Raw genomic sequence first — 13,963 nt, forward strand, 5'->3', positions numbered from 1 at the left:
TTATCCAAAAGAAAATGCACCCTTAAAGAAATCGCCTGCACCTTTTATGAGCGAATCTGCGGTTTCTTTTGTTTTTTCTATCCCTTTATGTATCACCTGATTTGCCTGATCAATGGTGTCATTAACTGCTTTCACACCTTGACCTGCCAGCTCAAATGCTTGTTTCCCTTTATCCACAACCGCATGAATTGGGTCCTTTAATTTCACTGCAACCTGCTCAGCAAAGCCTGATGTCAGCTTGGCGACTTTTTCTCCTATAAATCCACCGACTGCGGAACCAATGGCTCCTCCAACGACGGTTCCAATCGGTCCTGCAAAGCTTCCAAGAGCTCCTCCGACAACGGCACCTGCGACAGACCCGCCAGCGATAAAGACCGTATTGTTCACTGCATTTCCAACAGCCTTAGCATTTTCACGCTTAAGGACTTCTGGCTGATCACCGAATTCTGCATAGTTCTCGGCAATTTTCAATCCACAGCCGACTGTTTCCGTTGCACCAGTGACTACCGTTGCAATGATGGCATTTCCTTTCGCAAATCTTGCCCCATTTTTCAGAACAGACTTGATTCCAGCCGTGTCCTTCCAATTGATACTTCCTTTTGTAAAATCACGGACACTGTTCGTGAATGCAACCGTATCATCAGGATAAAATTTTGTGAATTTCTTATGGACCAAGTCTGCCATCGACCAGTTCGATCGTCTTAATAATTCTTTTTTACTCAGCCAAATCCTTGCTAGCCGGTCAAATCTCGTTCCTTCTACCCGGCTGGTCAGATCAAGCAGAAGCTTTGAATGCTGCGCGGCATACCGGCCATTGTCTTTAATGAAGGTCGTCATCCCAAGCCCGTAGTATTTCGCCTGCATCATCACAATACCAGCTAAGCTCGTGAGCGTCCCATATTGATCATAAATGCTGTACATTTTCCGTAAAATATCGTCTGCTTCGACCATTTTATCTGTTGCATGACGAATCGCAATATCATCACTGCTCAATTTACTGATCAATGCTTGTCCTGCTCCCCATGCATCCCCGACGCCTGAAAAACAGCTTCTATACCGAGGATCACAGCCTAAAATGAGACCATCCAGTTCACTATGTAAATCGCGGTGCTTCGTTTCAATGACAGAAAGTTCGCCTAAAACATCATTCGCAAGCCCTGTCAGCTGATCTGGATCAACCACTATGTCACGTGCCATCACATCATCTCCCTTCTCGGTTTCTTTCTCTCCGTTCTTCTCGTCTCTTTCGCTCAAGCTCTTCCATTCTGGCAATTTCAGCTTTCCGTTCCTCGATTTTGACCGCTGCGTCGCGCAGTTCCTGACTTGTTTCAAGCAAGTCCTTTTCGAATTGATCATAGCGTGCCGTTGTTTCCTCAAAGCTTTGATCAAATTTATTCCTTGCTTCTCCCTGCCAGCCTGATCCTACTGCCTTGAGCCGATTCTCCAGCAGCTGCTTTGACTGCCGAATCTCAACAGCTGCTTCCTGAAACTTTTGAGCGAGTGCCAGCGTTTGACTAGAATCCAACTTTCGCACCCCTTTCTCCCAATTTAACGTACAAATGGATGATTTTATATGTCCTCATTATAAATAAAAAGACACCCGAAAAAATCACCCTAAAGAACCATTCAACACATCACCAAATGAAAGTAGGTCTTTTTCCACTCTAATTACCAGAGAAAACCTTTCTTGTTATGAAGCGCATTCAAGACGTGATAAAATGAACGTATTCTACAAAAGGAGTGACGTATACATGAAAGAAGAAATGATTCAGCGATTCACAAGTTATGTGAAGGTAGATACGCAGTCGGATGCAGATAAGGAAAGCTGCCCATCGACTGAAGGACAGTTGAACTTAGCGAGACAGCTAGTTGAAGAAATGAAATCCATCGGGATTCAAGAAGTAACAATGGATGAAAACGGCTATGTCATGGGAACGATCCCATCTAACACAGACAAAGACGTCCCGACCATTGGCTTCCTGGCTCACATCGACACAGCTACTGACTTCACCGGCAAGAATGTGAAACCGAAGCTTCATGAAGACTATCAAGGCGGCGACATCACCTTAAATGAAGATCTACATATCGTTTTATCTCCATCACAGTTTCCAAATTTACAAAAATATCAAGGACATACGCTGATCACTACAGATGGCACAACCTTGCTTGGTGCAGATAACAAAGCAGGTATCGCAGAAATTATGACCGCTATGCATTACTTAATTGAAAATCCAGAAATCAAGCATGGAAAAATTCGCGTCGCCTTTACACCCGATGAAGAGATTGGCAGAGGGCCGCACAAATTTGATGTTGATGCCTTTGGCGCTTCCTATGCGTATACAATTGACGGAGGACCGCTCGGGGAGCTGCAATATGAAAGCTTCAACGCAGCAGGTGCGAAAGTATCCATTAAAGGAAACAACGTCCACCCTGGGACAGCAAAGGACAAAATGGTCAGCGCTGCGAAGATTGGGATGCTCTTCCACAACAAGCTTCCTTCTGATGAATCTCCGGAATACACAGAAGGCTACGAAGGATTTTTCCATCTCACGAAGTTTGTAGGAGAAGTCGAAGAAGCAGAGCTGCAATATATTATTCGTGATTTTGATAAAGACAAATTTAACGAACGCAAAGCACTATTTGAAAAAATAGCAAATGACTTAAAAGCCATTTACGGAGAAAACAGCATCAATCTCAGCATTCAAGATCAATATTATAATATGAGAGAAAAAATTGAGCCGGTGAAACATATTGTGGATATTGCCCATGAAGCCATGGAAAACCGCTCAGTGACACCTGTGATCGAACCGATCCGCGGCGGTACAGATGGCTCCCAGCTTTCATATAAAGGTCTTCCAACGCCAAACATCTTTACTGGCGGGGAAAACTTCCACGGTAAATATGAATTTATTTCTGTCGAGAACATGGTGAAAGCAACAGAAGTCATCGTTGAAATCGCCCGTTTATTTGAAGAAAAAGCATAGATATGTTTACAACCGTTCCTGTTCGGGAACGGTTTTTTAATAAAAGTTTACAATTTTCTGAAACTTTTATGACACTTATTCGTACTAATAGAGACAACCCCAGAAAAATTCTTCTTGACGAGTGCAATAACTGGAAATATAATAGTTACAAACAACCAGTATTTTAGACCTAAATTAGCAGATCATCTAAACATTAAGAACTAAACCGATTCTGCTGCTTATTTTCAGTTATAAACATCACTCACCCTGTCTACACTTAAAGAATAGGATGAATTGGAGGAATGTCATATGATGATTTTATTGATTATCGCTTCACTTTGCTGCTACTTACTATTCTCTTTCAAAAAAGATAACCGCACACCAAAACGAAAAAGCGCAGAGCTTTCGGAGTTTGAAATCTTTCGTATGCGCCGCCACTACAACGGAAAACGCCGTCATCCACTAAACGATGCACCTAAACAAGTATAAATCTGAAAAAGAGCCTCATATGGGGCTCTTTTGTGTGAGTACATAACAAAAAACGACCAGACTCAGTGGTCGTTTTTCTTTTTATTTATATACCTTCGCAGGAACTTGAATCATCGGAATTCCTACATAGTAAGGTGAAATCTCATATGGCTGAAAAACAACAGCAATTCCCTTTTTCGTGAAGTAATACTGCGTGTTGTAGTTGATTTCAATGTCTCTTTTTTTCAGGTTCGCATAGAATTTGCTTTTATGTTTCTTTGTGTAGTTATAAATATAATCTCTTACTTTCGTACGCTTTTTCTTTGTTTTCACAACGTCTGTCAAGAACAGCTGCTTTGTCTTTTTCTTCGTTAACACATAGTTCATGCTGGAAACCATCGTATCCCCATGCATTCCACCATCATTCATGTAATCATAGTTTAAGATACTGAGCTTCTTCCCATTGTTAAATTTCGTTTTAAACGATCTTTCGTACGTGATCTTCCCGTAGCCTTCCTTTTTCGCTTCGTCCTTTAAGAATAAGTAAGTAGAATAAGAGAAGGCGATGTCTTCTTTTAAATCACGATTGATGGTTTTCATATGCGCCTTGCTTAGGTTTTTCACCTGTGCATATTTGAATGTTTTTTTCTTTTTATAATAGTGTGTGCTTACTTTTGCTTTTTTTGCTTGTTTGGCATCCGCAGATCCAACTGGCGCAAACAACGAAACAATCAGTGAGAAAATGAGCAGGCTGATTGTTAGGCCTTTTTTCATCGTCATAGTAAAAACCCCCATTTTTGTCTATTACCAATTGAGTATACCATGACAAAAGAACCAAAAAAAGCATTATTTCCATATTATTCTTCCTTTTTCCACATCGGGTTTGTTTACCGTTTTCATAAGTTCCTGTATGCTTAATGTAGAATGCTAGATGAAGTGTGGTGTTTATCATAGAAGAGAATATTTTTAGTCACATTCGGACAACGTTTCATAGTTTGTCTCCGACCCAAAAAAAGATTGCCAATTACATTTTAGAAAATCCTCAGAAAGTTGTGCTTCATTCCATTAGTGCACTCGCTGCTGAATGCAATACTAGTGAAACGACGATCTTTCGGTTTCTACGAAAAATTGGCTATGAATCGTACCAAGTGTTTCGTGTCCATGTCGCACAGGATATTGCAACCAATACGCCTCAATCCATATACGGTGAGATCGAGGCATCCGATAGTGTAGCTGACATTAAACATAAGGTCATAGAGTTAACAACAAACTCTATTCAAGATATGAAGCATATATTAGAAGACCATGCTGTCACGCAATTCATTGAACAAATGAAACAGGCACATAAAACCGTCTTCTTTGGAGCAGGTGCGTCCAGTTTTATTGCTGGAGATGCTTATCATAAGTTCCTCCAGCTTGGTTTTGAAGTGAGTCTATGCAGTGATCCGCATATGATGAACATGATTGCTACTCACGCCACGGAACACGATTTTATCGTTGCGATCTCCCATTCAGGAGAGAGTAGAGAAATTCTTGATGCCGTGCAATTTGCTAAAGAAAAGGGAGCAAAGGTTGCCTCTATCACCAGCTATCCGAAATCAGAGCTCGCAAAGCGATCTGACTTTCATCTGCTCAGTTCTTCCAGGGAGACAACCTATCGATCTGACTCCATGATCTCCCGTATTAACCAGCTTGTGATCATTGATGTACTATACGTCGCCGCTGTTTTAGAACTAGGATCAAATGCCATTGAAAAAGTGAAACGATCTCGATTAGCCGTAGCTAAAAATAAAACATGAACGCAAAAGGCCGGAGCTGATTCCGGTCTTTTTTTGTGACTTTTCTCATATTTTCCGTTGACACGTTCCTATCACGTCATGTACATTAAATGAACAATAGTTTATTTACTACTATTAAAACAAATGGATAGTATATATACTAACAAAAGAAAAAGAAAGCGCTTTTTGTAAGGGTTTTCTATATAGGAGGCGTTCAATGTGACAAAGAAAATTGGATTCATTGGATTAGGTATTATGGGAAAGCCTATGGCACTCAATCTATTAAAAGCCGGTCATACTGTGAGTGTTTTCGATCTAAATGAGGAAGCGATTCGAGCGTTACAAGAAGCCGGAGCAAAAGGTGCTGTTTCAGCAGCTGATGCCGCTTCTAAAAGCGATATCATCATCACAATGCTTCCTAAAGGAGAGCATGTAGAGGCAGTTGTTTCAGGTGATCATGGCATTTTAACTACAGCTAAACCTGGCACTGTTGTCGTAGATATGAGCTCAATTTCCCCTGTTACTTCTAGAGCTTTAGCTGCTCTTACAAAACAGCATCAGGTGGAATTTATCGACGCACCTGTCAGCGGCGGAGAACCGAAGGCAATAGACGGAACACTTGCCATCATGGCTGGCGGCGAAGAAGTCATCTTTGAGCAAGTGAGGGATGTCCTGCTTGCGATGGGCACAGAGGTTGTATTAGTTGGGACAAATGGAAGCGGAACAACAGCGAAGCTCGCCAATCAAATCATCGTCAACTTAAATATTGCCGCTATGTCCGAGGCGCTCGTTCTTGCCGCTAAATCAGGCATTGCCATTGACAAAATGTATGAAGCCATTCGCGGCGGGCTGGCAGGAAGTGCTGTTCTCGATGCAAAGGTCCCTCTCATCTTAGAACGAAACTTTGAACCAGGCGGACGTATCGACATCAACTTAAAAGATTTAACCAATGTGATGGAAACTGCTCATGATATCGGCGTTCCTCTCCCGCTCTCTAGCCAACTGCTCGAAATCTTCCACGCTCTCAAAGCGGACGGAAAATCTGGGCTTGACCATGGCGGCATCGTTCAATATTACGAAAAAATGGCTCATGTCGAAGTGAAGAAAGGATGAGATGGTCATGAAAAAAAGCACTGACATACTGAATGCCCTTCCGAAAGCGGATTCAAAGATCATTCAATCAGCATACGAACAAGCACTGAACAGCTTTCATCATAAAGTCATTGTATTAGATGATGATCCAACAGGGATTCAAACCGTACATGGCGTCTCTGTTTTCACCGATTGGTCAGAAGAAAGCATTGAAGCCGGTTTTCTTGAAGACAGCCGAATGTTCTTTATTTTGACCAATTCTCGCAGTATGACAGAGAAGGAAACGGCTGCTGTGCATGAAACAATCGCTTCAATAATTGTGAAGGTAGCGGAACGTGTTGATCAGGATTTCATTATTGTCAGCCGAGGAGATTCTACTCTTCGTGGACACTTTCCGCTGGAAACTGACGTACTCAGAACCACGATTGAACAGCAAAGCTCCCGCCAATTCAATGGAGAAATCCTTCTTCCTTTTTTCCAAGAAGGTGGACGCTTGACGATCAACAATATTCATTACGTCCAAGATGGACACGAATTAATTCCTGCTGGTGACACAGAATTTGCACGAGATCGCACATTCGGCTTTCAGTCATCTCATCTCGGAGAATGGATTGAAGAAAAGTCAAACGGATCGTTCACGAAAGAGAACACCACCTACATTTCGTTAGATGATCTACGGGCTTTACGGATTGATCAAATAAAAAAACAGCTCATGAGTGTGACCGATTTTAAAAAGGTGGTTGTAAACGCTATGGACTATGACGATGTCAAAGTCTTTGTCACCGCTCTCATTGAGGCCATTCAAGCAGGAAAGCAACTCATGTTCAGAAGTGCGGCGGCACTTACAAAAGTTCTTGGCGGTATAGGGGATCGTGCCTTATTAACAAGACATGACTTGATACAAGAACAAAGCCCGCACGGTGGTCTCATTATGATTGGTTCTCATGTGAAGAAGACAACAGATCAATTAAAAGCGCTTCAACAGAATAAAGAGGTAGCTTTTATTGAGTTTAATACACATCTCGTGCTGGCGCCTGAAGCATTTCAACAAGAAATTGACCGCGTGATTCAGCAAACTGAGGCATTATTAGCATCTGGTCAATCTGTGGCTGTTTATACAAGAAGAGAACGGCTTGACCTTGGGGATGATCGTCAGGAGGAAGAATTAAAGCTCTCTGTAAAAATTAGTGATGCTGTGACAAGCATTGTCCAGCGTCTCACAATTCGCCCTAAGTATCTCATTGCCAAAGGTGGCATTACCTCCAGCGATATTGGAACTAGAGGACTTCACGTGAAACGCGCAACTGTGGCAGGGCAGATCAGACCAGGCATTCCCGTTTGGCAAACAGGTGAAGATAGTAAATTCCCTTTCATGTCTTATGTGATTTTCCCGGGAAATGTTGGTTCAAGGGATACGTTAAAAGAAGCTGTAGACATACTTGAAGGATAAAGCATAGGGGGTGTTTTGCACTCCCTTATGCACCACAAAGGAGGAAAGATCATGTCGTTAGTGTTTATCGGACTTGGCGTTTTATTATTGCTTTTACTCATGGTTGTCTTTAAGTTAAACGCTTTCATATCTTTGATTATTGTTTCTTTAATTGTTGCTGTTTTAGAAGGAATGTCACCACTTGAAGCGATTGCTTCCGTCGAAAAAGGACTCGGCAGTACGCTCGGTCACCTCGCACTCGTTCTCGGTTTTGGGGCGATGCTTGGTAAATTGATGGCTGATTCTGGCGGAGCTCAGCGTATTGCGATGACACTCATTGACCGATTCGGTATTGGAAAAATTCAATGGGCAACGATGCTGACTGGATTTGTGATCGGAATTGCTCTATTTTATGAAACCGGATTCATTATCTTGATTCCACTAGTTTTTACGATCGCACAAGCTGCAAGACTTCCTGTGCTTTATGTGGGTATGCCGCTCGTCGCTGCACTTATCACCACACATGGCTTCCTCCCTCCTCACCCAGGGCCGACTGCCATTGCAAATGTCTTTCAAGCAAACATGGGACAAACCTTATTAGTTGGGATTATTTTAGCGATTCCTGCAGTTTTAGTAGGTGGACTTCTCTTTACGAAACTATTTAAAAAAGATCAGTTACACGCACATATTCCAAAGAACTTATTTAATCCAAAGGAATTTACAGAAGAGGAAATGCCAAGCTTCGGCATTAGCATTTTCACCGCTGTTTTGCCTGTATTGCTCATGACATTCAGAGCAGTTTTAGAAATTTTCTTCCCGTCCTCCCCATTACTGCCAACCGCTGAGTTTTTAGGCGAACCGGCGATTGCACTGTTAATCTCCGTGCTTCTTGCTATCTACACGTTTGGACTTGGCAGAGGCAAGAGCATGCAGGATGTGATGAAATCAATCACAGATTCTATCGGTTCTATTGCAATGATTTTATTAATTATTGCAGGTGGCGGCGCCTTTAAACAGGTGCTCATTGATAGCGGGGTTGATCAATACATTGCAGGAATCATGCAAGGAAGCACACTTTCTCCACTGCTTCTCACTTGGTTGATTGCTGCGGTCCTTCGTGTATCTTTAGGATCAGCCACCGTCGCCGGTCTCACAGCGGCTGGTATTTCTGCTCCTTTGATTGGATTGACAGGTGTGAGCCCAGAATTAATGGTGATCGCAACAGGTGCCGGCAGTATTACGTTCTCTCACGTGAATGATGCGGGTTTCTGGATTTACAAAGAATACTTTAACCTGTCCATGGCCCAAACCTTTAAAACGTGGACATTGATGGTGACCGTTCTTTCACTTGTCGGACTAGCGGGTGTTCTCGTCGCTGATTTGTTCATGTAGAAAATTAACTGTAAAAACCATTGACTTTCTCTCGGAAAAGTTGAATAATTATGTTTATTAAGAAAATTGAATCAAAAGGTAACCTTATTAAGAGTGGTGGAGGGACTGGCCCTGTGAAACCCGGCAACCGCTGTTCCTCGGAACAGAATGGTGCTAATTCCTTAAGCAAGCAGATGCTTGTTTGAAGATAAGGCAGAGTTCTCTCAGTATATGATGCTCTTCCTTATCCAAGGAAGAGCTTTTTTATTTGATTTTTAACCTGTAGAAAGAAGGGATTCAGCATGACACAAGTACAAACCATTGGAAAGAAAACAACGAAACCGCCATTTCGCGCAGATCAAGTAGGCAGTTTACTTCGTTCAGAACGTATCAAGGAAGCACGCAAGCAAAAAGCAGACGGCACACTGACAGCAGAGCAGCTCCGACAAATTGAGAATGAAGAAATCACTCGTATTGTGGAGAAGCAAAAGGAAATTGGATTAGAGGTTGTCACAGATGGAGAGTTCAGACGTGCTTGGTGGCATTTTGACTTTCTTGAGGGATTAGATGGGGTCGAAGGATTTGAAGCAGATCAAGGTATTCAATTCCACAATACGACGACAAAAGCACGGGGCATCAAGGTCACAGGTAAAATCGATTTTACAGATCATCCAATGCTGGAGGATTATCGATTCCTTCACAGCATCGCTGGTGAGCATACGGCTAAAATGACGATCCCAAGTCCGAATATGCTCTTTTTCCGTGGAAAGCTTGATGAAGGTGTGTATGACAGCTTAGATGATTTCCACCATGATGTGGCACAGGCCTATAAGAAAGCCATCCGAGCTTTTTATGATGCAGGCTGTCGCTACTTACAGCTAGATGATACCGCATGGGCAGTGTTCTTTTCTGAAAAAGGTCAGGAACAAATCAAAGCCTTTGGCCGCGAGGAAGATGAACTTCGTGAGTCGTTTGCAAAAACAATCAATGAAGCCGTTGCCGATCGTCCAGAGGATTTGGTGATCACTATGCACATTTGCCGTGGTAACTTTAAATCGACGTGGGCAGCTGAAGGCGGTTATGAAGCAGCGGCAGAAACGATTTTTGCCGGCTTAGATCTGGATGGTCTCTTTTTAGAATTCGACGATGATCGTTCTGGCGGCTTTGAACCCCTTCGCTATGTGAAGAACCCAAATCTCCAAATCGTACTAGGCCTTGTCACTTCAAAGTATGGTGAGCTTGAGCCGGCTGAACAGATTAAAAAACGAATCGAGGAAGCTGCTCAATACGTCGACATTAACCAGATTTGCTTGAGTCCGCAATGCGGGTTCGCCTCAACGGAGGAAGGCAATCTGTTAACAGAAGAACAGCAATGGGAAAAGCTTCGTCATGTGATTGAGATTGCAGATCAAGTGTGGACTTCATAGTCCCCTTGACGAAAAAAAGACAAACCGCAGTATGAACGGTTTGTCTTTTTTCTTTTATGCATCTAAATGATCACCATTTGTCGCAATCACTTGTTTATACCAATCGAAGCTTTTCTTTTTCTTTCTATCTAATGTTCCTTTTCCTTCGTTATCACGGTCGACATAAATGAAGCCGTATCGTTTTTTCATTTCAGCTGTTGATGCGCTGACAAGGTCAATTGGGCCCCAGCTTGTATAACCCATCAAGTCTACTCCGTCTGCAATGGCTTCTCTCGCCTCTAGCAAATGGCTTCTGAGGTAATCAATTCGGTAATCGTCTTGAATGGATCCGTCTTCTTCTACTTGATCGACAGCACCCAGTCCATTTTCTACGATAAACAATGGTTTTTGGTAGCGGTCATATAGCTGGTTTAGTGTTGTACGAAGTCCTTTTGGATCAATTTGCCAGCCCCAATCACTTGCTTCTAGATAAGGGTTTTTCACGCCTTCGAATAGGTTACCACCAGTCACTTGTCCAAGAACCTCTGGATCTGTACTTGTCACAAAACTCATATAATAGCTGAAGCCAATATAGTCCACTGTATGGTTTCTTAGGATGTCTTCATCACCATCTTGGAACTCAATATGAATTCCATTTTCGCGGAAGTATCGTTTCATGTAACCTGGGTAGTAGCCTCTTGCCTGTACATCTGAGAAGAACAATGTTTTACGATCTTGATCAATCGCTGCAAACATATCTTCTGGTCTTGAGCTGTACGGATAAGTTGTCATCGCTGCAATCATACAGCCGATTTTCGCATCAGGAATGATTTCGTGTCCTGCTTTGACAGCTAAAGCACTTGCAACAAATTGGTGATGCGCTGCTTGATATTGAATGCTTTTCTCGTCATCACCCTCTTCAAATACAAGTCCGCCGCCAGTGAAAGGCGCATGTAACACGACGTTGATTTCATTAAAGGTCATCCAATATTTCACTTTGTCTTTATAGCGAGTAAACAACGTTTTCGCATATGTTTCATACAGATCGACAAGCTTACGATTTCTCCAACCGCCGTAGTTTTTCACAAGTGCAAGCGGCATTTCATAGTGAGAAATCGTGACAACTGGTTCAATTCCATGCTTATGCAGTTCATCAAATACTCTGTCATAAAAAGCAAGGCCTGCTTCATTTGGTTCAGCATCATCGCCATTTGGGAAAATACGCGGCCAAGAAATGGATAGTCTGAAGCATTTGAATCCCATTTCTGCAAAGAGTGCAATATCTTCTTTATAGCGATGGTAGAAGTCAATCGCATCATGATATAAGTTCAAGTCTTTCATTGATTCATCGAATGGATGCATAATACCGTGCGGTGATACATCAGCTGTCGATAAGCCTTTTCCATCTTTATTATAAGCACCTTCAATTTGGTTGCCCGCAACAGCGCCGCCCCATAAGAAACCTTTAGGAAATGTTTTTTCTAACTTGTTCATGTTGAATGCCCTCCTCGTTTTCTTCTACACTGACTGTGAGCAGTGTCTCTTGTACTGAAATCGTGCCTTCTGTTTTCGCATCAACTTGTGCAAAATCGTTTGTGTTAGTGACGATAATTGGTGTAGTGACATCATAGCCTTCTTGCTGAATGCCCTCGATATCAAATTCAACGAGCACATCTCCTGCTTGAACAAGATCGCCTGACTCTACATGACTTGTGAAATGCTTTCCGCCAAGCTTCACCGTATCAATTCCAACATGTATGAGAAGCTCTGTGCCTTGGTCACTCTTTAAGCCAATGGCATGCTTCGTTTGAAAAATGGTTTCAACCTTGCCATTGAATGGTGCTACTACACGTCCAACTGTTGGGACAATGGCTGTACCTTTACCCATGATTTCATTTGAGAATGTTGCATCATTTACTTGATTTAGCGGCTTTAGTTGTCCTTCAAGCGGGCTTTGTACCACTTCATTTTGAAGTGCTACTGTGTCTTTCTTTTCTTCTGGTTTGTCTGCTTTTTTATCATCTTTCACTGGTACATCTTTGAATCCTAGAACAAGTGTCATGATCGTTGCTGCGACAAAGGCGATTACTAAGCCGATGATAGAGTAGACAAATGTTGGGCCAATGAATGTCGGGAGACCAGGGAGACCTGCTGATCCAGATATCACATATGATTTTACTTTAAAGATTGACATGAACACGCCGCCTGCTGCTGCACCAATGAGGGCTGCAAGGAACGGTTTTTTCAATCGCATGTTCACACCATACATAGCAGGTTCAGTAATACCCATTAATGCAGTGATACTTGTAGACATCGCCAATGATTTGAATGTTTTGTTTTTTGATCTTAAGAAGACACCGAATGCTGCGCCTGCTTGTGCCATATTTGCTACAAACATCATTGGAAGAATGAAGTCAAAACCGTTTAACGTAATGTTGTTGATCATAATTGGAAGTAGTGCATAGTGCATGCCCGTAATGATCAATGGTGACATGAAGCCGCCGATCAAGAGTCCGGCCAAAATACCTGCATGTTTGAACAATAAATCAATTCCACCTGAAAGGCCATTTCCGATAATCCCACCAAGCGGTCCAACTGCGATAAGCATAATTGGTACTACGACAAGAAGTGTGACCGTTGGAACAAGGATGATCTTCAATGATTTTGGGCTATATTTTTCCGCGAATCTTTCAACATATGAGCCGAGCCAGATGGTAAGTAGAATTGGAATCACCGATGAAGAGTACACAACGGCAACCACTGGTAAGCCTAGAAATTCTGTATTTCCTGCGCCTAGTAAAGCCGTTAACTGCGGGTGCAGTGCGGCGGCTGCAATGGCAGCGGCGATATACTGATTTGTGCCAATTTTTTTAGCTACGCTTACAGCAAGCAGAATCGGTAAGAAGTAAAAGGCTCCGTCTCCGATAGCTGTTAAAATTGCATATGTGCTGCTTTTATCCGATATCCACTGGAACGTAAGCATGAGTGCCAAGATCCCTTTGATCATACCGGCTCCAGCAATGGCTGGAAGAATCGGTGTGAAGACACCAGAGATAAAATCGAAAAGCTTTGATATCACATTTTGTTTTGATGCTTCTTCTGTACCGCCTGACTTTACATCTGTTGACAGTCCTGAGTCAGCAATCATCGCTTGATAGACATTTGAAACATCATTGCCGATAATGACATGATATTGACCTCCGCTTTGATTCACACCCATGACCCCGTCTGTTGATTGCAGCTTCTCTTTATCCGCTTTGCCTTCATCGTATAAGTTGAAGCGAAGTCTTGTCATACAATGCGTGACTTGCTTAACATTCTTTTCACCGCCGACAAGCTCTAAAACTTCTTTTGCTGTTTGTTTGTGGTTCATTGTATTACCCTCCAATCGTTGATTACATCTTGATATAGAAAAAACCTAAACATCCATTAATGTCCGAAAAATAGCGATTCAGA

The 13,963-nt window shown here is 42.4% G+C and carries 12 protein-coding genes and 1 riboswitch; of the genes, 7 read left to right on the forward strand and 5 right to left on the reverse strand.

What is annotated here, in order from left to right:
* Together MHI11_RS19770 and MHI11_RS19775 are read right to left on the reverse strand one after the other, a co-directional pair.
* On the reverse strand, positions 1 to 1,197 hold the full coding sequence (locus tag MHI11_RS19770) for a DUF6861 domain-containing protein (protein ID WP_340962133.1): 1,197 nt from the start codon (positions 1,195 to 1,197) through the stop codon (positions 1 to 3).
* 4 nt (positions 1,198 to 1,201) lie between these two features.
* The gene (locus tag MHI11_RS19775) at positions 1,202 to 1,525 is read right to left on the reverse strand and encodes a WXG100 family type VII secretion target (RefSeq protein ID WP_044140321.1); all 324 of its coding nucleotides are present in this window, start codon (positions 1,523 to 1,525) and stop codon (positions 1,202 to 1,204) included.
* A gap of 226 nt (positions 1,526 to 1,751) precedes the next feature.
* Between MHI11_RS19775 and pepT the strand changes: the two genes are divergently transcribed.
* Positions 1,752 to 2,984, forward strand: coding sequence for a peptidase T (gene pepT / locus MHI11_RS19780; RefSeq protein ID WP_340962134.1), 1,233 nt, complete (start codon positions 1,752 to 1,754; stop codon positions 2,982 to 2,984).
* Between the two features lie 288 nt (positions 2,985 to 3,272).
* Positions 3,273 to 3,452 carry a hypothetical protein gene (locus tag MHI11_RS19785; protein WP_003215411.1) on the forward strand — a complete coding sequence of 60 codons (180 nt, stop codon included), beginning with the start codon at positions 3,273 to 3,275 and terminating at the stop codon, positions 3,450 to 3,452.
* Between the two features lie 81 nt (positions 3,453 to 3,533).
* On the opposite strand, the gene MHI11_RS19790 is transcribed toward MHI11_RS19785, so the two are convergent.
* The gene (locus MHI11_RS19790; protein ID WP_044140323.1) at positions 3,534 to 4,211 is read right to left on the reverse strand and encodes a DUF3298 and DUF4163 domain-containing protein; all 678 of its coding nucleotides are present in this window, start codon (positions 4,209 to 4,211) and stop codon (positions 3,534 to 3,536) included.
* Between the two features lie 161 nt (positions 4,212 to 4,372).
* Between MHI11_RS19790 and MHI11_RS19795 the strand changes: the two genes are divergently transcribed.
* From MHI11_RS19795 to MHI11_RS19815, 5 genes are all read left to right on the forward strand, one after another.
* Positions 4,373 to 5,230 (forward strand): MurR/RpiR family transcriptional regulator, encoded by an 858-nt coding sequence (locus tag MHI11_RS19795; RefSeq protein WP_340962138.1) that lies wholly within the window; start codon positions 4,373 to 4,375, stop codon positions 5,228 to 5,230.
* A gap of 198 nt (positions 5,231 to 5,428) precedes the next feature.
* Entirely contained in the window at positions 5,429 to 6,322 is an 894-nt protein-coding gene (gene garR / locus MHI11_RS19800) for a 2-hydroxy-3-oxopropionate reductase (protein ID WP_340962139.1), read from the forward strand.
* Positions 6,323 to 6,329: 7 nt separating this feature from the next.
* Positions 6,330 to 7,751, forward strand: coding sequence for a four-carbon acid sugar kinase family protein (locus MHI11_RS19805; RefSeq protein WP_217012556.1), 1,422 nt, complete (start codon positions 6,330 to 6,332; stop codon positions 7,749 to 7,751).
* A 51-nt stretch (positions 7,752 to 7,802) separates the two neighbouring features.
* Complete coding sequence (locus tag MHI11_RS19810; protein WP_065099236.1) at positions 7,803 to 9,122, forward strand: gluconate:H+ symporter; 1,320 nt, start codon at positions 7,803 to 7,805, stop codon at positions 9,120 to 9,122.
* 81 nt (positions 9,123 to 9,203) lie between these two features.
* Positions 9,204 to 9,316: riboswitch (SAM riboswitch) on the forward strand.
* A gap of 87 nt (positions 9,317 to 9,403) precedes the next feature.
* Entirely contained in the window at positions 9,404 to 10,528 is a 1,125-nt protein-coding gene (locus tag MHI11_RS19815) for a 5-methyltetrahydropteroyltriglutamate--homocysteine S-methyltransferase (RefSeq protein WP_265208694.1), read from the forward strand.
* A 54-nt stretch (positions 10,529 to 10,582) separates the two neighbouring features.
* On the opposite strand, the gene MHI11_RS19820 is transcribed toward MHI11_RS19815, so the two are convergent.
* Entirely contained in the window at positions 10,583 to 12,001 is a 1,419-nt protein-coding gene (locus MHI11_RS19820; protein ID WP_044140327.1) for a glycoside hydrolase family 1 protein, read from the reverse strand.
* Positions 11,973 to 13,880 carry a beta-glucoside-specific PTS transporter subunit IIABC gene (locus MHI11_RS19825; protein ID WP_340962140.1) on the reverse strand — a complete coding sequence of 636 codons (1,908 nt, stop codon included), beginning with the start codon at positions 13,878 to 13,880 and terminating at the stop codon, positions 11,973 to 11,975. The genes MHI11_RS19820 and MHI11_RS19825 overlap by 29 nt, the downstream gene beginning before the upstream one ends.
* Positions 13,881 to 13,963: the final 83 nt, after the last annotated feature.

Origin of the sequence: Bacillus sp. FSL K6-3312 (assembly GCF_038007485.1) — a bacterium.
Classification (GTDB): Bacteria; Bacillota; Bacilli; order Bacillales; family Bacillaceae; genus Bacillus; species Bacillus pumilus.

Bases quoted from the DNA above. Each gene is read 5' to 3' on its own strand.
- MHI11_RS19805 (WP_217012556.1), top strand. From the start codon at position 6,330: ATGAAAAAAAGCACTGACATACTGAATGCCCTTCCGAAAGCGGATTCA.
- MHI11_RS19790 (WP_044140323.1), bottom strand. From the start codon at position 4,211: ATGACGATGAAAAAAGGCCTAACAATCAGCCTGCTCATTTTCTCACTG.
- pepT (WP_340962134.1), top strand. From the start codon at position 1,752: ATGAAAGAAGAAATGATTCAGCGATTCACAAGTTATGTGAAGGTAGAT.
- MHI11_RS19820 (WP_044140327.1), bottom strand. From the start codon at position 12,001: ATGAACAAGTTAGAAAAAACATTTCCTAAAGGTTTCTTATGGGGCGGC.
- MHI11_RS19785 (WP_003215411.1), top strand. From the start codon at position 3,273: ATGATGATTTTATTGATTATCGCTTCACTTTGCTGCTACTTACTATTC.
- MHI11_RS19810 (WP_065099236.1), top strand. From the start codon at position 7,803: ATGTCGTTAGTGTTTATCGGACTTGGCGTTTTATTATTGCTTTTACTC.
- MHI11_RS19770 (WP_340962133.1), bottom strand. From the start codon at position 1,197: ATGGCACGTGACATAGTGGTTGATCCAGATCAGCTGACAGGGCTTGCG.
- MHI11_RS19825 (WP_340962140.1), bottom strand. From the start codon at position 13,880: ATGAACCACAAACAAACAGCAAAAGAAGTTTTAGAGCTTGTCGGCGGT.
- MHI11_RS19815 (WP_265208694.1), top strand. From the start codon at position 9,404: ATGACACAAGTACAAACCATTGGAAAGAAAACAACGAAACCGCCATTT.